At 50.6% G+C, this 21,174-nt stretch carries 18 protein-coding genes; 5 read left to right on the forward strand and 13 right to left on the reverse strand.

The genetic code is table 11. From position 1 onward, the window contains the following. Positions 1-2 precede the first annotated feature (2 nt). From nagC to asnB, 3 genes are all read left to right on the forward strand, one after another. Positions 3-1,217 (forward strand): DNA-binding transcriptional regulator NagC, encoded by a 1,215-nt coding sequence (gene nagC, locus H511_RS0112805; RefSeq protein ID WP_027252649.1) that lies wholly within the window; start codon positions 3-5, stop codon positions 1,215-1,217. Positions 1,218-1,373: 156 nt separating this feature from the next. Beyond that, positions 1,374-2,960, forward strand: coding sequence for a cation:proton antiporter family protein (locus H511_RS0112810; RefSeq protein WP_027252650.1), 1,587 nt, complete (start codon positions 1,374-1,376; stop codon positions 2,958-2,960). Positions 2,961-3,234: 274 nt separating this feature from the next. Further along, positions 3,235-4,920 (forward strand): asparagine synthase B, encoded by a 1,686-nt coding sequence (asnB, locus tag H511_RS0112815; RefSeq protein ID WP_027252651.1) that lies wholly within the window; start codon positions 3,235-3,237, stop codon positions 4,918-4,920. 319 nt (positions 4,921-5,239) lie between these two features. Here the strand turns inward: asnB and gnd are convergent, their stop codons facing one another. From gnd to htpG, 8 genes are all read right to left on the reverse strand, one after another. Beyond that, positions 5,240-6,688 carry a decarboxylating NADP(+)-dependent phosphogluconate dehydrogenase gene (gnd, locus tag H511_RS0112820; RefSeq protein ID WP_027252652.1) on the reverse strand — a complete coding sequence of 483 codons (1,449 nt, stop codon included), beginning with the start codon at positions 6,686-6,688 and terminating at the stop codon, positions 5,240-5,242. 4 nt (positions 6,689-6,692) lie between these two features. Next, on the reverse strand, positions 6,693-7,418 hold the full coding sequence (pgl, locus tag H511_RS0112825) for a 6-phosphogluconolactonase (protein ID WP_027252653.1): 726 nt from the start codon (positions 7,416-7,418) through the stop codon (positions 6,693-6,695). 2 nt (positions 7,419-7,420) lie between these two features. Then, positions 7,421-8,920, reverse strand: coding sequence for a glucose-6-phosphate dehydrogenase (gene zwf / locus H511_RS0112830; protein WP_027252654.1), 1,500 nt, complete (start codon positions 8,918-8,920; stop codon positions 7,421-7,423). A 415-nt stretch (positions 8,921-9,335) separates the two neighbouring features. Next, positions 9,336-9,539, reverse strand: a complete 204-nt coding sequence (locus tag H511_RS0112835) for a hypothetical protein (RefSeq protein ID WP_027252655.1) — start codon at positions 9,537-9,539, stop codon at positions 9,336-9,338. A 32-nt stretch (positions 9,540-9,571) separates the two neighbouring features. Further along, entirely contained in the window at positions 9,572-10,873 is a 1,302-nt protein-coding gene (locus H511_RS0112840; RefSeq protein ID WP_027252656.1) for an inosine/guanosine kinase, read from the reverse strand. A gap of 121 nt (positions 10,874-10,994) precedes the next feature. Continuing rightward, the gene (gene hemH / locus H511_RS0112845) at positions 10,995-11,963 is read right to left on the reverse strand and encodes a ferrochelatase (protein WP_036759512.1); all 969 of its coding nucleotides are present in this window, start codon (positions 11,961-11,963) and stop codon (positions 10,995-10,997) included. Between the two features lie 189 nt (positions 11,964-12,152). Beyond that, complete coding sequence (gene adk, locus H511_RS0112850; protein WP_027252658.1) at positions 12,153-12,797, reverse strand: adenylate kinase; 645 nt, start codon at positions 12,795-12,797, stop codon at positions 12,153-12,155. A 167-nt stretch (positions 12,798-12,964) separates the two neighbouring features. Beyond that, positions 12,965-14,863 carry a molecular chaperone HtpG gene (gene htpG, locus H511_RS0112855; protein WP_027252659.1) on the reverse strand — a complete coding sequence of 633 codons (1,899 nt, stop codon included), beginning with the start codon at positions 14,861-14,863 and terminating at the stop codon, positions 12,965-12,967. 241 nt (positions 14,864-15,104) lie between these two features. On the opposite strand from htpG, the gene H511_RS23360 reads away from it, so the two are divergent. Both H511_RS23360 and H511_RS0112865 read left to right on the forward strand, forming a co-directional pair. Then, complete coding sequence (locus tag H511_RS23360; RefSeq protein ID WP_162144612.1) at positions 15,105-15,941, forward strand: transcriptional regulator; 837 nt, start codon at positions 15,105-15,107, stop codon at positions 15,939-15,941. Continuing rightward, the gene (locus H511_RS0112865) at positions 15,926-16,477 is read left to right on the forward strand and encodes a regulatory protein ToxS (protein WP_027252660.1); all 552 of its coding nucleotides are present in this window, start codon (positions 15,926-15,928) and stop codon (positions 16,475-16,477) included. Before H511_RS23360 ends, H511_RS0112865 begins: the two co-directional genes overlap by 16 nt. Positions 16,478-16,538: 61 nt before the next feature. On the opposite strand, the gene recR is transcribed toward H511_RS0112865, so the two are convergent. From recR to H511_RS0112890, 5 genes are all read right to left on the reverse strand, one after another. Next, positions 16,539-17,141, reverse strand: coding sequence for a recombination mediator RecR (gene recR / locus H511_RS0112870; protein ID WP_027252661.1), 603 nt, complete (start codon positions 17,139-17,141; stop codon positions 16,539-16,541). Between the two features lie 3 nt (positions 17,142-17,144). Then, entirely contained in the window at positions 17,145-17,474 is a 330-nt protein-coding gene (locus H511_RS0112875; protein WP_027252662.1) for a YbaB/EbfC family nucleoid-associated protein, read from the reverse strand. Positions 17,475-17,502: 28 nt separating this feature from the next. Then, complete coding sequence (dnaX, locus tag H511_RS0112880; protein ID WP_027252663.1) at positions 17,503-19,665, reverse strand: DNA polymerase III subunit gamma/tau; 2,163 nt, start codon at positions 19,663-19,665, stop codon at positions 17,503-17,505. Positions 19,666-19,853: 188 nt separating this feature from the next. Beyond that, positions 19,854-20,414: an adenine phosphoribosyltransferase gene (apt, locus tag H511_RS0112885; protein WP_027252664.1), complete on the reverse strand. Its 561-nt coding sequence runs from the start codon at positions 20,412-20,414 to the stop codon at positions 19,854-19,856. Positions 20,415-20,552: 138 nt separating this feature from the next. Continuing rightward, positions 20,553-20,954 (reverse strand): YbaN family protein, encoded by a 402-nt coding sequence (locus tag H511_RS0112890; RefSeq protein ID WP_081669270.1) that lies wholly within the window; start codon positions 20,952-20,954, stop codon positions 20,553-20,555. Positions 20,955-21,174: the final 220 nt, after the last annotated feature.

A 21,174-nucleotide genomic window follows, 5' to 3' on the forward strand; every position in this document is an offset into this window, starting at 1 on the left:
CTATGAATGGCGGACAAATCGGTAATGTCGACCTGGTAAAACAGCTGAATAGTGCAGCAGTTTACCGGCTCATTGACTTGCAAGGCCCTATTTCTCGCATACAAGTGGCAGACGTAAGTCAATTAGCCCCGGCCAGCGTGACCAAAATAACCCGCCAATTGCTGGAACGCGGCCTCATTAAAGAGGTCGCACAGCAGGCTTCAACCGGTGGCCGGCGAGCCATCTCGCTGACAACCGAAGCAGCTCCTTTTCACTCTGTCGCTGTCCGTCTGGGTCGCGATTATATCGAACTGACCCTGTACGATTTAAGTGGTAAGAGTCTGGCTGGCACAGCCCATCACTTTCCCTACTCAAACCAGCAAGAACTGGTTGATGGCTTACTTGAACATATCAGGCAGTTTATCGGTGCCAATCAGACCATACTCAGAGAGCTGATCGCCTTTGGTATTACCCTGCCAGGCCTGATTGACCCGGAAAAAGGCATTGTCGAGTACATGCCCAACATCTCGGTCGACTCTCTGGCTCTGGCAGATATCATTACTGATAAATATGGTGTTTCCTGCTTTGTCGGTAACGATATCCGCGGGCTGGCATTGGCCGAGCATTATTTTGGCGCCAGCCAGGACTGCCGGGATTCGATTCTGGTCAGTGTTCACCGTGGGACAGGGGCCGGCATTATCGTCAATGGTCAGGTATTTCTCGGTTATAACCGCAACGTCGGTGAAATCGGCCATATCCAGATTGACCCGCTCGGCGATAAATGCCAGTGCGGTAACTTTGGCTGCCTGGAAACCGTTGCCGCTGATCCGGCGATTATTCGCCACGTCAAAGCACTCCTGGCTCAAGGTTACCCGAGCAGCCTGCAAAAGCTCGAAGATGTCACTATGCCTGCCATCTGCGAGGCAGCTAATCAGGGGGATGAGCTGGCCACCCAGGCTTTGGTCAAAGTGGGTTACCAATTAGGTAAAGCCCTGGCGATGACCATTAACCTGTTCAATCCGCAGAAAATCGTTGTGGCAGGGAATATCACCTTAGCCAAGGACATAGTGTTTCCCGCTATCCGGCGCTGTGTTGAAACCCAATCGCTGTCAACCTTCCACCAGTCGTTGCCTATCGTTGAATCTCAGCTCTATACGCAACCGACTATCGGCGCATTTTCCATGATCAAGCGTGCTATGCTAAATGGCGTTCTGCTGCAGCGCCTGCTGGAAGATTAATTCTACGCCGGGAAATCCCTTCCCGGCTGACATCTCAAAAAACCCTGTTTTTTGTAGGGCATGTATCGCCGGAGACATGCCCTGTGTTATATTTCCCGCCAATGCAACTAATTGAAATACCAACGCTTATCAATAGTCTGGAAATAACATTTCATGATGGATCTGGTTTACATTATCGCCGCATTTCTCGCCGGCTACCTGGCACTGCGTGCCAAACTCCCGCCGCTGGTCGGATTTTTATTAGCAGGTTTTACTTTAAATTCATTTGGTTACACCTCAACTCCCGTTATCGATACACTGGCTGATCTGGGCGTAACCCTGCTGCTTTTTTGCATCGGGCTTAAGCTTGATGTCAGAACCCTGTTGCAAAAAGAGGTGTGGGCCGGCGCCACAATACATAACCTGCTCACTACCCTTATCTTTACGCTGGCGCTGTTCGGTTTGAAGCAACTCGGTTTAGGTATCTTTAGTGAACTTGAGCTGGCACAGCTCGCCTTGCTGGGCTTTGCCCTCTCTTTTTCCAGCACGGTATTTGCCATCAAGGCGCTGCAGGAAAAAGGGGAGCTGAACGCAACCTACGGTACTATCGCCATAGGTATTCTCGTCATGCAGGATATTTTCGCGGTTATATTTCTTACAGCATCAACCGGAAAGCTACCAGAGATCACCGCGCTGGCCTTATTCGCACTGCCCCTGCTGCGCCCTTCTTTGTTTAAGATTATGGATAAAGCCGGTCATGGTGAAATGCTGGTGCTGTACGGTATTTTCCTGGCGCTTGTCACCGGTGCCGGCTTGTTCACTTTTGTGGGTATGAAAGCCGATCTCGGCGCACTGATCATGGGAATGATGCTGGCGGCCCACCCCAAATCTTCTGAACTGTCCAAATCACTGTTTAACCTCAAAGAGCTTCTGCTGGTTTTCTTCTTCCTCAACATTGGTCTGGCTGAGCCTGCAACGTGGACAGGCTTCTGGCTCGCTATACTGCTGCTGGCGTTATTGCCGCTAAAAGGGTTGCTTTACTACCTGGTTTTTCACAGTTTCCATTTTCGGGTACGTACTTCGCTTCTCGGCACTTTAACGCTCTTTAACTACAGCGAATTTGGGCTGATTGTCGCAGGACTTGCCTACAGCCTGGGCTGGTTGCCGGGAGATTTTCTTGTCGCTATCGCTATCGCAGTTTCACTCTCTTTTCTGTTATCAGCGCCGCTGAACAGTTTCAGCCATCGTATCTATATGGAAAGTACCCGCTGGCTCAAAGAATTTGAGCCGGACAAGCTCAACAGCAATGACAGGCTGATTGACTTAGGCAATAAACAAATCCTCATCCTGGGCATGGGCCGTATTGGTACCGGCGCTTATGAAGAAATGATCCGCCGCTTTGGCCCGCAAGTCGTCGGCATTGAAAACCGGGAGGAATCCGTCGAAGAACATACCAAAGAAGGCCGCCACGTCATTCTCGGTGATGCTACCGACCCGGACTTCTGGGCTCGGGTGGTCTCTCGCCATCAAACGCGGTTAATCCTACTGGCCATGCCGCACAGTCAGGCTAACACCTTCGCCCTCGAGCAAATCAGGCAACTTGGCTATAAAGGAAAAATTGCCGCTATCGCCCGCTATGAAGATGAGGAGGCGATCTTAAGAGAACTGGGCGTCGATGCCGCTTTCAATATCTATCGTGAAGCAGGCAACGGTTTTGCTCGCCATGTCTGCGAGTCGGTGACGACCGACATCAAATCCTTTTAATTGACACCGGGTTACTGCACGGCAGCGAAAGTTGCCGTTCAGTATTTGGTCCAAAAACCTCCTGATTTAAGATTTCATTCGGTTAAACTCGATTTAATTGAATAATATTCACCAAAGGTGAGTTTTTTACATTGATATGGGATTTTTAGTTGCTTTTGTTTGTTGAATACGCAATTTTAACAATCAGAACGAAACAAAAGCGCGGGGATAAAATAATAAACCCTTTCTTAATCGCTTTGTTTTCCAAGTTTAACTTTATGTTGGAGTAGTCAGTATGTGCTCAGTATTCGGGATTTTAGATATAAAAAGTGACCCATCTGCCCTGCGTGAAACCGCTTTGGCCATGTCAAAGAAAATGCGTCACCGCGGTCCGGACTGGTCAGGGATCTATTCATCAGACAAGGCCATTCTTGTTCATGAGCGTCTGGCCATTGTTGATTTAAACAGCGGCGAACAGCCACTGTACAACACAGACAAAACCCATGTACTGGCCGTCAATGGCGAAATCTACAACCACAAAGACTTACGTGCTGAACTGGCTGCCGACTACCCGTTTCAGACCGAATCTGACTGCGAAATTATTCTGGCTCTGTATAAAGAGAAAGGTCCTGAATTACTCGACTACCTGAACGGTATCTTCGGTTTTATTCTGTATGATGAAGAGCAGGATGCTTACCTGATTGGTCGTGACCACATCGGCATCATCCCGCTGTATCAGGGTCATGATGAGCACGGCAACTACTATGTCGCGTCAGAAATGAAAGCGTTGGTGCCCGTGTGTAAAACCATCAGCGAATTCCCTCCGGGTCATTACCTGTGGAGCAAAAAAGGCGAACCGGCTCAGGCCCCTGTCCGTTATTACAAACGCGACTGGATGGAGTATGACGCGGTTCGCGATGCGAAAACAGACAAAGACAAACTGAAAAAAGCGCTGGAAAGCGCAGTGAAGCGTCAGCTGATGACAGACGTCCCTTACGGTGTGCTGCTGTCTGGTGGTCTGGATTCCTCGGTGATTTCAGCGATCACCAAGCAGTTTGCCTCCCGCCGTATTGAAGATGACGAGAAATCTGATGCCTGGTGGCCGACATTGCACTCGTTTGCCGTTGGCCTGGAAGGTGCACCGGATCTGAAAGCCGCGAAAAAAGTGGCCGATCATATCGGCACGGTACACCACGAGCTGACTTATACGGTTCAGGAAGGCCTGGATGCAATTCGTGATGTGATTTATCACATTGAGACCTACGATGTCACAACGATTCGTGCCTCCACACCTATGTATCTGATGTCGCGTAAAATCCGCGCCATGGGTATCAAAATGGTCCTGTCCGGCGAAGGGGCTGATGAAGTGTTCGGGGGTTACCTGTATTTCCACAAAGCGCCTAACACGCAGGAATTCCATGAAGAGACAGTGCGTAAACTGCTGGCTCTGAACATGTTCGACTGTGCACGTGCCAACAAATCCATGGCAGCCTGGGGGATTGAAGCGCGTGTACCATTCCTGGATAAAGAATTCCTGGAAGTTGCCATGAGCATCAACCCGCAGGACAAGATGTGCGGCAACGGCAAAATGGAAAAACACATTATCCGTGAATGTTTTGGTGACATGCTGCCTGAATCTGTGGCATGGCGTCAGAAAGAGCAGTTCTCTGACGGTGTGGGTTACAACTGGATCGACACGCTGAAAGAAGTCGCCGCAGAGAAAGTGACGGATCAGCAGCTGGAAACTGCCCGTTTCCGCTTCCCTTACAACACGCCAACCTCCAAAGAAGCTTACGTTTATCGTGAAATCTTTGAAGAGTTGTTCCCGCTGGAGGATGCCGCTAAATGTGTGCCGGGTGGTCCGTCTATCGCCTGCTCCAGTGCCAAAGCCATTGAATGGGATGAGAGCTTTAAAAACAGTGCTGACCCATCCGGTCGTGCGGTTGCTGCCGTCCACAACGAAGCCTATCAGAAGGCTTAATACCGAGCGTTACTCCATCCAAGAGCGCGTCCGCCTTTGCCTGCCTTATCTCCGCACGCAAAGGCAACAAAAAGGGGCCAGGAAGGCCCCTTTCCCCTTTTTATCACCCGCACGACTCAGCACATGTTTCGTCACACTTTATCCGTTACAGCTGTGCTCACAAACAAACTGACCGTGGTTTGCCGATCGCAGCGGCATAGCGTTCTGAAGTACGCGCAGCAAGGTAGAAATGGCCGAATCTGGATGAAAAAGGATCTAAAAAAGGAGCCAGAGGCTCCTTTTGATTGCTGTCTGTTAATCGCTTAGCAGCGCGCTGCGATTAAACGTCGTAGGTCGTGGAGGCCGTATCGCCGCCTGTGCCCGTCCAGTTGGTGTGGAAATACTGACCGCGTGGCTTGTCAGTACGCTCATAAGTGTGCGCACCGAAGTAGTCACGCTGTGCCTGAATCATATTTGCCGGCAGACGCGCAGTGGTGTAACCGTCCAGGAAGGTCAGTGCTGAGGTCAGACACGGCATTGGCAGACCAATTTCCAGTGACTTAGCTGCCACTTTACGCCAGGCTTTCATGCCGTTTTCCAGGATTGCTTTGAAGTATGGATCTGAGCCCAGGAACGCCAGTGAAGGATCCGCTTCGAATGCATCACGAATATTGCCCAGGAAAGCTGAACGAATGATACAGCCGCCGCGCCACATCAGAGCAACGTTACCGTAATTCAGGTTCCAGCCGTTGTCGTCAGATGCCTGACGCATCAGCATAAAGCCTTGTGCATAAGAGATAATCTTAGATGCCAGCAGTGCCTGACGTACTGCTTCCAGCCACTCTGCTTTGTCGCCTTCAACGGCTTCTACTGTTTTACCAAACAGCTTCTCTGCCTCTTCACGCTGACCTTTCAGCGAAGACAGGCAGCGCGCAAACACAGATTCAGTGATCAGTGTCAGCGGGATACCCATGTCCAGGGCGTTGATGCCTGTCCATTTACCCGTGCCTTTCTGGCCGGCAGAGTCCATGATCTTCTCAACCAACGGCTCGCCATCTTCATCACGGTAAGCCAGAATATCGGCAGTGATTTCGATCAGGTAGCTGTTCAGCTCGGTCTCATTCCAGTCACGGAACGCTTGCTCCATTTCTTCGTGGGACATACCCAGACCGGTTTTCATGAAGTGATAGGCTTCGCTGATCAGCTGCATATCACCGTATTCGATACCGTTGTGAACCATTTTTACAAAGTGACCGGCACCAGACTCGCCAACCCAGTCACAGCAAGGCTCGCCCTGCTCAGTTTTAGCCGCAATTGCCTGGAAAATCGGCTTCACGAACGGCCAAGCTTCAGCATCGCCACCTGGCATAATAGAAGGTCCGAAACGTGCACCTTCTTCACCACCGGAGACACCGGCACCGATGAAACGCAGACCTTTGTCTTTCAGGTAATCGACACGGCGGATGCTGTCCGGGTAGTTAGAGTTACCGCCATCAATGATGATGTCGCCTTTGTCCAGCAGCGGGATCAGTTGCTCGATAAAGCTGTCGACCACATCACCGGCACGGACCATCAGCATGATTTTGCGAGGGGCTTCCAGCTTATCTACCAGCTCCTGCAGGCTGTAAGCGCCCTGGATCTTAGTGCCTTTAGCCGGGCCATTCAGAAATTCGTCGACTTTGGCAGCTGTACGGTTATGCGCAACGACCTTAAAACCGTGGTCATCCATGTTCAGGATCAGGTTCTGGCCCATAACGGCAAGGCCGATTACACCAATATCACCTTTCATTTGTTTATTCTCCAATCGCTAACTTACTGGCTGCTACTGCATCCAAATACCATTCGGTCTTACCCTGGCGGGCCTGAATTTTGGCGGCCGGGTAAGGCAGGCTATCGGCGGGCTGAGAGTGGATTTCTGCCACAATCTCGGTCTTACCCGCACCGATAACCAGATAAGAAATTCGTTTTGCCGCTTCCAGCAAACGGGCTGATTTGCTGACACGTAACTGACCGCTTTGCGGATGGGCCGCAACCAGACTTAAGCCGGGTTCATCATAGTCAGTCTGACCCGGGAAAAGAGACGCTGTATGCCCATCATCGCCAACACCCAGTAAAATCCAGTCAAACACAGGTAATCCGTTCTCAGCCGGGATCACCGCAGCCATTTCCTCAGCAAAGCGCTTCGCTTCGGCCTGAGGCTCATCTTCACCACGGATGCGGTGAATATTGGCGGCCGGGATCGCAACGTGATCAAACAACAGCGCCTGGGCACAACCATAGTTACTTTCCGCATCATCCGGTGCAACACAGCGCTCATCGCCCCACCAGAAATGCAGATTCTGCCAGTTGACACCTTCGGCATACGGCGCCTGGGCCAAAGCGGCAAACAGCTGCTTTGGCGTGCTGCCACCTGACAGTGAAATATGCACAGGCTTATCTTGCTGGCTGATGGCCATCATGTCGTCAGCCAGGCTCTTAACCACGGCTTGCGCATCAGCATGAATTTTAAGATCAGTCATAGTTATAACTCGCAATATTCGGTATCAGTCAGGTTTGAGCACGGGAAGCGCCACTGGCGATTATCTCTGGCCAGCAGTTCATCGGCTTCTTTCGGTCCCCAAGTACCACAAGCATAACCAAACAGGGCATGCGGATCCTGATTGAATGACAGAATCGGCTGAACATAGCGCCAGCAAGCTTCAACCGCATCGCTGCGTGCAAACAGGGTTGAGTCACCGGCCATAGCGTCCAGCAGCAAACGCTCGTACGCAGTCAGCACATTGCTGTCAACCAGTTCGTCGTAACGGAAATCCATCGCCACTTCCTGGGTTTTGAATCCTGCCCCCGGACGCTTCAGAGCGAAGTTCATCAAAATGCCTTCGTCAGGCTGGATACGCAAAACCAGCTTGTTATCGGGCGCATCTTTGCCAAAGACAGGGTGCGGCGTTTTCTTGAAGTGAATAACCACTTCGGTGACACGCGTTGGCAGGCGTTTACCGGTTCGGATGTAAAACGGTACACCGTTCCAGCGCCAGTTGTTGATAAAAGCTTTCAGGCCGACATAGGTTTCGGTACGGGAATCTTCAGCAACACCCGGCTCTTCACGATAACCGGCAAGCTCTTTCCCGCGTAATTCAGAAGCTGTGTACTGCCCCAGAACCAGGTTTTTCCGCAAATCTTCTTCAGACAGCGGCTGCAGGCTATTGAGCACTTTGGCGACTTCATCACGCATGACGTTGCCATTAATCGCCGATGGCGGCTCCATAGCAACCATGGCCAGGACTTGCAGCAGGTGGTTCTGCAGCATGTCACGCACCGCGCCTGCGTTTTCGTAATAGCCACCGCGCTCTTCCACACCCAGGAATTCTGCTGCGGTAATTTCAACGTAATCAATAAAGTTACGGTTCCACAATGGCTCAAACATACCGTTAGCAAAGCGGAAGACCAGCAGGTTCTGAACCGTTTCTTTGCCCAGGTAGTGGTCAATACGGAAAATCTGGCTTTCTTTGAAGTACTTATGCAGCTTCTTATCCAGTTCCTGAGCCGTTTCCAAATCGTAGCCAAACGGTTTTTCGATGATCAGTCGTTTCCAGCCGGTGCTTTCATCATTCAGGCCATGGGCAGCCAGACTGGCCGGGATCACATCATATAAACTGGGGGGAGTGGCGAGATAGAATAGAGTGTTACGAGGAGCAACAGACTGAGCGGCTTTTTCTTCCAGTCGCTGTTGCAACTTACCATAGTCATCACAATCTAACGTGTTGATGGCCTGATATCCAACATGCTGACAAAATGCAGCCAACTTCTCGGGATCCGTTTTCTCGGTTTTGACCAGAGAAGCCCGGACTTTTTCTCTGTATTCCTCATCACTGTTTGCAGTACGGCTGACGCCAAGGATAGAGAAATCAGAAGGTAGCATCTTATTAACATACAGATGATACAGCGCTGGGATAAGCTTACGATACGTTAAATCGCCTGAGGCACCAAAAATAACAATATCGCTGTTTTCAGGTATGACCATGTTCTTTATCTTTCCCTAACAGGTATACAAGTTTGACGGGTCTAATTCCGGCAAAGCATAACATTCAGAACGACAGTGTGCTGATGTCCTGGCCTCTCAATTTGATAGGTTGTACCTATCAGAATGTGAAGTTCCCCAAGATGGAGCACACTATATCTGCATTTGTCACAAAGTTACATCCCGCTAATTCTATCAACTGACATAAAAACTGAAACATGAAGGCTGGATAAAATATCTCACTACCCGTTCCTTTCCGGTGCACCACCATCGCTTTGTTGAATGACTTGACCTGAAATGACATGAAAAGTGCGCAAAACACCGGGAAGTTAAGAAAAATTCAAAATATAAATATTTTTCCTTCTGAAAAAAATTCACTGCAGACAAGTCAATTTCACACACTTTTTGTGCCACGTCTTTAGTGCAAAATCATCCTCACCGGCCAGTTTTCATCACGACATGCTGAGTGCCTTATTTGGTGGGCTTTCTGAAAGTAATTAACAAAACCTATCAAACGAAATCGTTTGCCTGAATATGACCGCTGCTCTTCACCCGCAATCAGGCCGATCTTGCCAAGGCCGAAAAACAAAAAACCGCCAAAATGGCGGTTTTTTACAAACATCAAAGCCTCTGCTTGTCATTGATACCGGAATATCAACGCTCCCAGTATGCCTCTTCCAGACTGTCTTCCCGCTCAGGCAGTCCTCGCGACAAACGCGGAGAATGCTGAGCCAGCACTTCGTAACTGACGCGATTCGAATACAGGCAGATCTGAGAAAACGATGAATAAGCCAGGAAATCGTAGCTGTGCTTGCTGGATTTCGGCACATTTTCTTTATGGTAACGGTTCGCCGCCATATCGTGCAGCAGTGCTGACAGTGCGCCATCCCCGGCACCATTGGTATTTTTAATCCGCTCCGGACCGCCCATATAAGGAGCAATGTGCGAATACACCCGGAGAGGCGTTTCACAATCAGCTTTGGTCATCGGGCGGCTGAACTCGTAGCGGTTAAACTCCGGAATTTCACCGGGCAGCAGCGGCAGGCTGGTGGTTCGCTTAGTACTCTCTTCGGTATAACCTGCTGTGTACAACCCCACAGGACCCGCAGTACACAGGACAAAATCAACCCAGTCCAGGGCTTTGTCAGAAGCCAGTAATGGATCAGAAAAGCCTGTCAGCGCTTCGGCTTCGTCTTCATTCATGGCGACAACCGTGACATGCTCACGCAGGAAATCGCGCCACCATTGCGGATCGTCCGCAATCACAAACTTGGTCCCCAATGTCAGTACCACAGGTACATCGTATTTCTTGGCATACTGAATGGCACGCATGGTGGCGTCCGGCATCGGATCGCCTTCTTTACAACGCACCAGATACGCCGTCAGGACCAGCGCGGACGCACGCTCAAAAATCGATTCAGGGATACTGTCCGGTTCCAGCTGGTTCATCCGGCCTTCGTTGATGGCAAACGTCCGCTCACCATCCGGAGTGATCAAAGCAAAACAGCGGCCAATCGGCCCGTCCACTGGCTGAAGGTTATTCAGATCCATACGGCTGGAGGTGTTAACCAGATACCGGTATGCATAGCTGCCAATCTGGATATCCTGGCTCATCACGCCCAGAAGCACGGATTTATCATCCGCCAGTACTGAATAATTGTGCAGCGTATTTCCTATCGTTCCACCCGCAAATTCATGACGGATCAGGTCTTTTTCTTTCAGTTCGCGATAAAGGGCTTCTGCTGCCTCTTCGGCGATAACCAAAGAGTGTCCTTTACTCAGCGCATAACGGCTCAGGAAATCGTCATCGACACAGGCTTCAATATCCACCAGCGTTTGGTCTATACCAACGACATGTGTACGCGCAAGCGGTTTGCTGCTGGCCTGAGTCAGAAGCGGATCTCGGGCATGGACGGGAAAATAGTGTTTTGATTTACGTTGACCAGGAAATTTCATGATATCGCGCTGCCGGGTAGAAAAAACTTGCGGATGATATCACAAAATATAGTTCAGTGAAGAAATGGCCCGAACAATAAGTGCGAGCCAGATCATGGTATATACAGAAGTTAACAAAAGGTTACCAGCCCTGGGTATGCTGCCGGACCAGGGTTTCCATCATCGCAATATGAGCGCTGTTATCATTGAGGCAGGGGATCAGGTTGAAGGTTTCGCCACCGGCATTGATAAAGGCATCTTTGCAGCCCTCAGCGATCTCTTCGATGGTTTCCAGACAGTCAACTGAAAACGCAGGACAAACCACATCCAGCCGTTTAATCCCTTTTTTTGCCAGTTCAATAATCGTGGGCTCGGTATAAGGCTTCAGCCATTCTTCGCGACCAAAAATCGACTGGTAACTCATGCTCATCTTTTCTCTTGGCATCGCCAGCGCTTCCGCCAGAAGTGCCGTTGTCTGGTTGCAGTGTTCAGGATAAGGATCGCCCAAATCAGCGTAACGTTTTGGAATACCATGGTACGAACACAGCAGGTAGTCAGGCTCTCCATGTTCGGCCCAGACATTAGTGACCGATTCAGCAAGCGCCGAAATATAGCCAGGGTGGTCCTGATAATGGTTGATAAACCTGAGCTCTGGCAGGTAAGCCGTCTGTTGAAGGCTGCGCGCCACTTTGTCAAACACAGCGGCTGTTGTCGTGCGCGAATACTGTGGGTATAGCGGTAACACAATCACCTTTCGGCATCCCTGATCGCTGAGCATCGACAAGGCAGACTGAATACTGGGGTTACCGTAAGTCATCCCCAGTGCAACCGGTATGTTCAGCCTTTCCTCCAGCGCGTCGCGCTGTCGCTGCGAATAGACCATCAGCGGCGAGCCTTCCTCAAGCCAAATCGACTGATACAATTTCGCAACCTTGGGAGAACGGACAGGCAGAATTGCCCCGTACAATGCCGGCCGCCATAGCCACTTGGACAGATCGACGACACGAGGGTCACTTAAAAATTCGCCCAGAAAGCGTTTTACTGCCGCTGGGGTTGCTTCATCCGGTGTACCCAGATTGACCAAGAGTACGCCAATGCCTTTATTCTCCATCATCACCTGCAGTTCATCTTGTTATTCAATGACAACGATAGTGTACCATTAAGCAATTGATTTGCCCTTGGTATCACGGCTATTGACATAAAAAAAGCGAAAGGCTGTTAACCTCCCGCTTTTTGACCATACAGTCAGTTAACCCGGTTCGGTTAACCATATTGACTGTGGAACATCACCAATATTCGATTAAGCTAAAGCTTTTGCCAGCTCTGCACTGACATCAGCCACAGGCTGTGTACCATCAATTTTGATGTATGTGGTATTGCCAGCATCGGCTTCTTTGCTGTAATAGCTGATCAGCGGTGCCGTTTGATTATGGTATACACCCAGACGAGCACGAACGGTTTCTTCTTTATCATCTTCACGGATAACCAGTTCTTCGCCAGTGACGTCATCTTTACCTTCCACTTTCGGCGGATTGTAAACGGCATGGTAAGTACGGCCTGACGCCAAATGTACGCGGCGACCCGCCATACGTTCGACAATTACGCTGTCTGGAACGTCAAATTCAATGACGTAATCCACTGCCACGCCAACTTCTTTCAGACCATCAGCCTGAGGAATAGTGCGTGGGAAACCGTCCAGCAGGAAGCCTTTTGCACAGTCGTCTTCAGCAATACGCTCTTTGACCAGACCCAGAATAATATCGTCAGACACCAGCTGACCTGCGTCAATCACGGCTTTCGCTTGTTTACCCAGCTCAGTACCCGCTTTGATTGCCGCACGCAGCATGTCACCTGTCGAAATCTGAGGAATACCAAATTTCTCCATGATGAATTGTGCCTGTGTGCCTTTACCTGCACCTGGAGCGCCCAGAAGAATGATGCGCATCTTGATCCCCTTTTCTAGTAATTAGCCGGAGTTTTTGAAAGTCAGAAAAATACACTGATTAGACCATACTCGCAAGTCCGCGTCCCCGGAAGCTAAACGATTACATTCTGTATCAGCATACTCTTTGAAGCAAAACGGGCGCAGATTGCCTCTGCGCCCGTGGTTTATTATGGCTGTGCCAACAATTTATTGACTGCCGCCAGGAACTGGGATGGATCCTCCATCGAACCCCGTTCAGCAAGCATCGCCTGCCCCAGTAACATCTCAACCCAGCGGCCAAAAGCGTCTTCGTCTGCTTCATCGGCCATACGGTTCACTACCGGGTGTTTCGGATTCAGCTCAAAAATGTACTTCACTTCCGGCGCTTCGTGACCGGCCGCAGCCAGCAGTTTCGCCATCTGTGTTCCCATTTCATTTTCATCCGTCACCACCACAGCCGGTGTATCCTGCAGCTTAAAGGTTGCCCGGACATCTTTTACACGATCGCCCAAATAGGCTTTGGTGCGCTCAATAACCGAAGCAAATTCTTCTTTGGTCTGCTGCTGCGCTTCTTTCTCTTCTTCGTTTTCAAACTTAGAAAGATCCAGACCGGCTTTGGTGATTGACTGGAACGGCTTACCGTCAAATTCCGGCAGGTGCCCCATCAGCCATTCATCAATGCGGTCGTGCATCAGTACCACTTCCAGGCCTTTGGCACGGAACTGCTCCAGGTGCGGGCTGTTTTTCGCTGCCTTGAAACTGTCTGCGGTAATGTAGTAAATCTTTTCCTGACCTTCTTTCATCCGGCTGACGTAATCTGCCAGAGAAACGGTTTGCTCAGACGTATCGTTATGGGTTGAACTGAAACGCAGCAACCCGGCAATTTTCTCGCGGTTGGCGAAATCTTCCGCCACACCTTCTTTCAGTACTTGACCGAACTCTCGCCAGAACGATGCATACTCATCTTTTTTCGCCAGTTTTTCCAGCATGGACAAGGCACGCTTGGTACAGGCTTTGCGCAGCGCCTGAGTCACCTTGTTGTCCTGCAGAATTTCACGGGACACGTTTAACGGCAGATCATTCGAGTCAATCAGACCGCGCATAAAGCGCAGGTACATCGGCATGAACTGCTCGGCATCGTCCATGATAAACACACGCTGAACATACAGTTTCAGGCCGTGTTTGCTGTCGCGGTTATACAGGTCAAACGGCGCTTTGGACGGGATATACAGCAGACTGGTGTAGTCCTGCTGGCCTTCCACGCGGTTATGGCTCCAGCTCAGTGGTTCAGCAAAGTCGTGGGAGACGTGTTTGTAGAATTCTTTGTATTCGTCATCAGAAATATCAGATTTACTGCGGGTCCATAACGCCTGTGCTTTATTGACCTGCTCCCACTTCTTACCGGTTTCCTTGCCTTCCTCATCATATTCGGCCGTTTCCATCAGCACAGGAATGCCAATGTGGTCGGAATATTTACTGATGATATTGCGCAGACGGTACTCGCTGAGGAATTCTTTTTCTTCTTCACGCAGATGAAGAATGATCTCGGTGCCACGGCCGGTTTTCTCGATATCCTCAACCGTATAATCGCCTTCACCGGTTGAGTGCCAGCTAACTGCCTGCCCGACGGCTGCACCGGCAGCACGGGTATTGACTGTCACGGCATCGGCAACAATGAACGAAGAATAGAAGCCGACGCCAAACTGGCCAATCAACTGAGAATCTTTGCTCTGATCTTCACTGAGCTTGGAGAAAAAGTCTTTAGTACCGGACTTGGCAATCGTTCCCAGGTGCTCAATCACCTCATCGCGGGTCATACCGATACCATTGTCACTGATAGTGACAGTGCCCGCTTTTTCATCAAACGACAAACGCACTGCCAGCTCGCCATCGTTTTCATACAGCTCGGGGGCGGAAAGGGCACGGAACCTCAGTTTGTCAGCCGCATCGGAAGCATTGGAAATCAGCTCCCGTAAAAATATCTCTTTATTTGAGTACAATGAGTGGATCATTAAGTGAAGCAATTGCTTTACTTCAGATTGAAAGCCACGTGTTTCTTTGTTTTTTTGCAGGGTTTGCTCGCTCATTTGAACTCCGTAATCCAGGTTTACCTCATTACTGATACCTAGATATGGTCAGTTCAACTGAAATCAAGCCTTGCCGTGAAAAAATCTAAGATTGCCCTGAAGTCAGCATCTTAGCTATTCAATAAACCAGCGGACGTCTATGATAGACGAGTCACAGGTCACCAAAAGGCTGGTAATGGATCATACGCATTGTAAATTTCTGATTGGCAACAGATTTACTTTCTCCCCCCAACACAACAGCTTGGCAGATAATCTTCAGCCGGAAGAAACCGTTTATTTAGGTATCAATGAAAGCCGGGCATTACGTTTGCTGCTGGATGAGCCAGGCACTATCATTTCCCGCCAGCGTATGCATGATTTTATCTGGCGCGAGCAAGGGTTTGAGGTAGATGACTCCAGCCTGACTCAATCAATTTCAACCTTGCGTAAATACCTGCAGGACTCAACCCGCTCACCGGCCTTTATCAAGACCATACCCAAGCGCGGGTATCAGATGATAGCCAGTGTCGATCGCATTGACACAGCCCCTGCACCCGCAGTTGATGCCCCTAATGAGGCACATACAGATACAAACGGCGAGACCAGCGATTTGTCAGCCCCATCAGCTGTACCTGAAAACAAGGCTCAAGATACACCCGGCGCATCACGAACGCAGTCAAATACGCCAGCAAGACGCTCCCCGGTGACGCGCCCGTTTTACCGGCCTGGCTATATTGCCAGCACCCTGACCGTTTTTATACTGTGTATTATATTGCCGCTCTGGGCATATCTGGCACCGCCACCTTCATCGAGTGCCTTCTATAAAGCCTTTATGATCAGTGACATTCCTGTACTGATTCCCAGCGAGGTTGAGGTTGCCGGGGAATGGCGTCCACTCATCAGGCAATGTGTCTCAGCGCATATCCATGCTACTGACAACAAGCAGCCTGCCGTTCCGGCCAAAATCATTGTCACAGGCGGGGCGCATAATCAGCTGTGGATTAATCTGCTTTATACTCCGGCTGATTACCGGGAAAATATGACACTGACAATAGTGACACTTGACAGAGAAAGGGATCTGCCATGTTCAGTACACTAACCCAGCAGGGCAGAATAGGCAGATATTACCTGTTTATTATTATTGCCTTAACAAGCCTGGTGATCCTGGGTAGCCTTTACTATTTCTTCAGCAGTGACCATAAAATTTCCCGTTTCCTGACTGCGCATAACTGGCAGTCTTACACAGTCACAGATGTGGCCTCAACAGAAGCGCCCGGACTTGAAATTCTTAAAAAGGTCATTGAGACCAGCCATATTGCCTATATGCCTAATCAGGTATATTCACGGGTAACCCGGGTAACTCTGATCAATGAGGATCAGGGCCAGCTTCACCTGACGATCACTGAATATGGCCGGTGGGCGGTCAGTGGCGGTTATCTGCAGGTTCGGCCGACGCACTTTAATGAGCTGAAAACAGGCAATGAAAACGCATTCAGTGACAAGCAGATTAGCGCCATCAACCAGTATTTTCAGTTCAATGCGGAACAAAGTAACCGGATCGATATCATGGGTGAAAAATCTGTGCTGTTAACCGGGCTGAATAACCGCTCTCAGGTGCTGAACGCCAGCCTTTAACGAAAAAACCGACGGTATTCGTCGGTTATTCATAGTAGGTCAGGAATATGGCAAAGAGGCTTTAATACAGTTTCTGCCTGCCTGCCAGAGAATGTGACAGCGTTGTCCCATCCACCAGTTCAAGCTCACCGCCAACCGGCACACCGTGGGCAATCCGGGTTGCAGGTACCTGATAGGCCTGACAAAGCTCGGCAATAAAATGGGCAGTCGCCTCACCTTCAACCGTCGGGTTGGTGGCCAGGATCAGCTCGGCAATGTGTTCATTTTGCAAACGGTATTCCAGCACATCCAGCCCGATATCGCTCGGGCCGATGCCATCTAACGGCGATAAGTGCCCCATCAGAACAAAATACCGGCCTGAAAACTGACCTGTCGCTTCAACGGCCATAATATCTGCCGGACTTTCCACCACACAAATCTGGCCATTTTCCAGACGACGGGGATTTTCGCAGATAGCACACACGTCTTCTTCAGTGAAGGTACGGCAATCGCGGCAATGACCGATTTCGGTCATGGCTTTCCCCAGCACATCAGCCAGTTGCAACCCGCCCTGGCGGTTGCGTTGCAACAGGCTGAAAGCCATACGCTGCGCTGATTTTGGCCCAACACCGGGCAGGCAGCGCAGCGCGTCCATCAACTGCTCAAGTAACGGACTGGTACGCATTGATTAGAATGGCATCTTGAAGCCGGCAGGCAAATTCATGCCACCGGTAACACTGGCCATTTTTTCTTTCTGCGCTTCTTCAATACGACGTGCCGCATCGTTAAAAGCAGCCGCAATCAGATCCTCCAGCATTTCTTTATCGTCTTCCATCAAGCTGTCATCCAGCTCAACACGACGCACGCTGTGACTGCCGGTCAGGGTCACTTTTACCATGCCGGCACCTGCTTCACCTGTCACTTCCATGTTGGCGATTTCTTCCTGCATTTGCTGCATACGCTCTTGCATCTGCTGCGCCTGCTTCATCATGTTCGCCATACCACCTTTACCAAACATATCTTCTCTCTCTATCGGTCTGGTTAATTTATAAGGGTCTTACGCTCTCTTCATCAAGTACAGCACTGAATCGCTGACAGATGAAAGTCACGTGAGGATCCTGCTGCAGACTTGTCTTAGCCTGATCCAGTTTCTGCTGATAAATATATTCCCGCCATTCCAGGGGAGTACGTCCATTATCACCAGGCTTGATGTGTAATTCTATCTCGTGTCCCAGTATCTCAGCCAGTGCTGTGCTTAGCTGAGCCCTGGCTTTTTGTGTATCCAGATGCTGCTGAGACGGACGCAGATACAAAGTCAGATCACTACCCTGCTGCTCCATCGCAGAGTTTAATGCTAGTTGTTGTACCAAACGATCGGTATTTAACCGGGTCACCAGATCTGACCAACTATCCTGCTTTGCCGCTTCACTGACAAGCTGTTCCGCCATTTCAGGAGTTTTTTCGTGCTCCAGCGCTTGCTTAAGTTCAGTGGGGGCAATCATATCCGGCGATTGCGTGTCAGGCTCAGGCTGACTCGTCGGCTGCCACTGATAATCCTCGGCTTTGACCGGCTCAACCGGCTGCTGCTGAGCGACCGGCGACACGTGATTTGCGCCTGCTGGCTGAGAACGGCGACCAGCATGCTGGTTCGAGATCCGTTCCAGCACACTGGAAGCAGGTTTCTTCACCGACGCCGGTTCAGTCTTTTTTGGCTCGGCAGCTTCCTGGCCTCGCCGGCTCTGGCTGCGCAAGCGATTTCTTGCCGCCAGTAGCCCGGACGCCGGTGATGCAGCCGGAGTCATTGCCGCTGACTGCGACGAATTGTGCTCAGCCGGCTGCGCTTGCATTACAGGCTGAGATGCTGTTTGCGACTCCGGGGCATGTTCAGGCGCCATAGCTCGCTCGCGAACTGATGAAGGCGCGCGAACTGATGCAGGCTCGGGAGCGACTGCAGACGGCGAAGGTGACTCACCTTCAGATACAGGTCTTACCGCTTCTGACGGCACTGCCGGTCGAACCGGTGAAGTGCCCTGAGGTGCGGTTCTTGTCTGAGGTGCCGCAGCCGGACGACCAGCAGGTGCAGATGCCGGAACAGGAACCGCCTGAGGAGTTAATGCGCCCGCCGCGACAGGACGAAATGCCAGCATACGCAACAGCACCATTTCCAGTCCTGTACGTCCATCCGGTGCCAAAGGCAAGTCCTGCCGTCCCTGCAATGCGATCTGGTAGTGCAACTGCACATCCTGCGGCGGCATTGATTTAGCCAGCAGGACAATTCTGTCAGCATCAGGCGCGGACAGATCCAGCGCTGCGGGTAGCACCTGGTACATAGCCACACGATGAAGCTGCGCGGCTAATTCACTCAGCAGGCTATCCCACTCCACACCAACAGCGGCCAGCTCTGCCAGGCAGGCCATCGCTGGCTCGACCTGGCCCTGAGCCATCGCCTCCAGCAGATACAGCGCCTGCTCGGTATTGAGCGTGCCGAGCATCGCTGCCACTGTGTCTGACTGTACCTGACCGTTACCCAGAGCAATCGCCTGATCGGTGAGGCTGAGAGCATCACGCATACTGCCTTCTGCTGCACGTGCCAGCAAACTCAGTGCTTTACTGTCGAAGGTAACAGCTTCTTCGGTCAGGACATGGCTCAGCTGTTGCTGTATCTGGGCATTATCCAGATGCTTGAGGTGAAACTGCAGGCAACGGGACAGAATCGTCGCAGGCAGTTTTTGAGGATCTGTGGTCGCCAGGATGAATTTGACGTGCTCTGGCGGCTCTTCCAGCGTTTTCAGCAAGGCATTAAAACTGTGGCGAGACAGCATATGCACTTCATCGATCAAATAGATCTTGAAGCGCCCCCGCGCCGGTTTGTACTGTACGTTATCCAGCAGTTCCCGGGTGTCTTCGACCTTTGTTCTGGAGGCGGCATCAATTTCCAGCAGATCAACAAAACGCCCCTGCTCAATTTCCAGACAAGTATGGCACTGACCACAGGGGGATGCAGTGATGCCCTGTTCACAGTTGAGCCCCTTGGCAAACAGGCGTGCAATGGTTGTTTTGCCCACGCCACGGGTGCCACTGAACAGGTAAGCATGATGAAGTCGGTTATGTGTCAGCGCATTGGTCAGGGCTGTCAGGACATGGGATTGGCCGACCACATCGTCAAAACGATGCGGCCGCCATTTCCGAGCCAGAACCTGGTAACTCATGGTGATAAATCCTACAGAATCCGATCAATCAGTGACGGCGATCCGCCAGACTGAATCCAGTCGACCATGCTAGCACAGGGAGTGAAAAGGCGCGAGAGAACTCAAGGGGATGTTGCTGTTTCCAGATTGTTACTGACAACATTTTAACCTGACAATCCACATCCCCTGATTTAAACAGGACGGGTCAATCAATGACCGTCAAAGTCGCAGATACTAAAGACGTTGAGGCCAAGGGTGCGCAAACGCTGCTGACCACCAATCTCGGGCAGGTTAATAACAAACGCCGCATCTTCCACAATGCCGCCCAAACGGCGAACCAGTTTCGTGGTGGCTTCAATGGTGCCGCCGGTTGCCAGCAGATCATCAACCAGCAAGACTTTATCGCCATCAACAATGGCATCTACGTGGATTTCCAGCGTGTCCTGGCCATATTCGAGATCATAACTTTCGCTGATCACATTGCGCGGCAGTTTACCCGGCTTACGTACCGGCACAAAACCGACACCCAGCGCCAGTGCCAGCGGGGCGCCAAACAAAAAGCCCCGAGCCTCGGTGCCAACAACCTTTGTTATCCCTTTGTCACTGAACTGCTGATGCAAAATTTGCATCGTTGCACCGTACGCGGCCGGGTCTTCCATCAGGCTGGTGACATCACGAAACAGTATGCCTGGCTTAGGATAATCCGGAATCGTCTTGATGCTGTTTTTGATCAAACTGAAATCGTCTTGGACAAGGGTATCTTGGCTCATAGTCTTTTCCACCGGCTGCATATTTACAGCAGTCTGTTTAGGTATTTGACGCCTGTTATCAGGCAGTTTAGGCGCAAATAGTAGTGATTTTTACCGTAAGGGGCAACTTTCACTCTGAAATGTAAGAGCTCGCAGGGGTTAACGGCTTTCTTCTTGTCGGGAACATTGCGTTTCCCTGACAGGTAAACGGTTAAACCAAATCAGCAGAACGACAGCAATCACGAACAGTAAAACTTTGACCCAGGAGACAGGCACGATCAAGATAGATAAAGCGAAACTGAGGGTGATGGTCAGATTAGCCCGCCGTTTGACCGCCCGGCTGATAGCATGATGCTGGTGCCAGTTATCCAGTACGGGACCCAGTTTAGGATGGCTGTGTAACCAGGTATGTATTCTGGGGGAGCCACGCATGAAGCAGGCGCTGGCTAACAATAAAAAGACAGTGGTAGGTAAAAGAGGAAGGAAAATGCCCAACACGCCTAAGATTACGAAACACCAGCCGGAAACCAGCAACAGGGTTCGCCAGATCAGTTGTTTCACATTCCCTCTCTTTTACTTTCAGCCTGTTTCAGGCTTTCCGCTGCTGGCGGATTAATTGCTCAGAATACCCAGCCAGGTCAGGCTTGCAGGCAATGTCGGCAGCAGCATAGCAATCAGAAAACCGATAAAGTAATTAAGATTATACGGCTCTTTGAAATCATGTTCCATTATATCTTCCTTTTCCAAAGTTTAACGTACTGAAAAATAGAAAAAAGTGGCA

It is taken from the genome of Photobacterium halotolerans DSM 18316 (assembly GCF_000425165.1).
In the GTDB taxonomy this organism is placed as follows: domain Bacteria; phylum Pseudomonadota; class Gammaproteobacteria; order Enterobacterales; family Vibrionaceae; genus Photobacterium; species Photobacterium halotolerans.

Bases quoted from the DNA above. Each gene is read 5' to 3' on its own strand.
- nagC (WP_027252649.1), top strand. From the start codon at position 3: ATGAATGGCGGACAAATCGGTAATGTCGACCTGGTAAAACAGCTGAAT.
- H511_RS0112810 (WP_027252650.1), top strand. From the start codon at position 1,374: ATGGATCTGGTTTACATTATCGCCGCATTTCTCGCCGGCTACCTGGCA.
- asnB (WP_027252651.1), top strand. From the start codon at position 3,235: ATGTGCTCAGTATTCGGGATTTTAGATATAAAAAGTGACCCATCTGCC.
- gnd (WP_027252652.1), bottom strand. From the start codon at position 6,688: ATGAAAGGTGATATTGGTGTAATCGGCCTTGCCGTTATGGGCCAGAAC.
- pgl (WP_027252653.1), bottom strand. From the start codon at position 7,418: ATGACTGATCTTAAAATTCATGCTGATGCGCAAGCCGTGGTTAAGAGC.
- zwf (WP_027252654.1), bottom strand. From the start codon at position 8,920: ATGGTCATACCTGAAAACAGCGATATTGTTATTTTTGGTGCCTCAGGC.
- H511_RS0112835 (WP_027252655.1), bottom strand. From the start codon at position 9,539: ATGTTTGTAAAAAACCGCCATTTTGGCGGTTTTTTGTTTTTCGGCCTT.
- H511_RS0112840 (WP_027252656.1), bottom strand. From the start codon at position 10,873: ATGAAATTTCCTGGTCAACGTAAATCAAAACACTATTTTCCCGTCCAT.
- hemH (WP_036759512.1), bottom strand. From the start codon at position 11,963: ATGGAGAATAAAGGCATTGGCGTACTCTTGGTCAATCTGGGTACACCG.
- adk (WP_027252658.1), bottom strand. From the start codon at position 12,797: ATGCGCATCATTCTTCTGGGCGCTCCAGGTGCAGGTAAAGGCACACAG.
- htpG (WP_027252659.1), bottom strand. From the start codon at position 14,863: ATGAGCGAGCAAACCCTGCAAAAAAACAAAGAAACACGTGGCTTTCAA.
- H511_RS0112865 (WP_027252660.1), top strand. From the start codon at position 15,926: ATGTTCAGTACACTAACCCAGCAGGGCAGAATAGGCAGATATTACCTG.
- recR (WP_027252661.1), bottom strand. From the start codon at position 17,141: ATGCGTACCAGTCCGTTACTTGAGCAGTTGATGGACGCGCTGCGCTGC.
- H511_RS0112875 (WP_027252662.1), bottom strand. From the start codon at position 17,474: ATGTTTGGTAAAGGTGGTATGGCGAACATGATGAAGCAGGCGCAGCAG.
- dnaX (WP_027252663.1), bottom strand. From the start codon at position 19,665: ATGAGTTACCAGGTTCTGGCTCGGAAATGGCGGCCGCATCGTTTTGAC.
- apt (WP_027252664.1), bottom strand. From the start codon at position 20,414: ATGAGCCAAGATACCCTTGTCCAAGACGATTTCAGTTTGATCAAAAAC.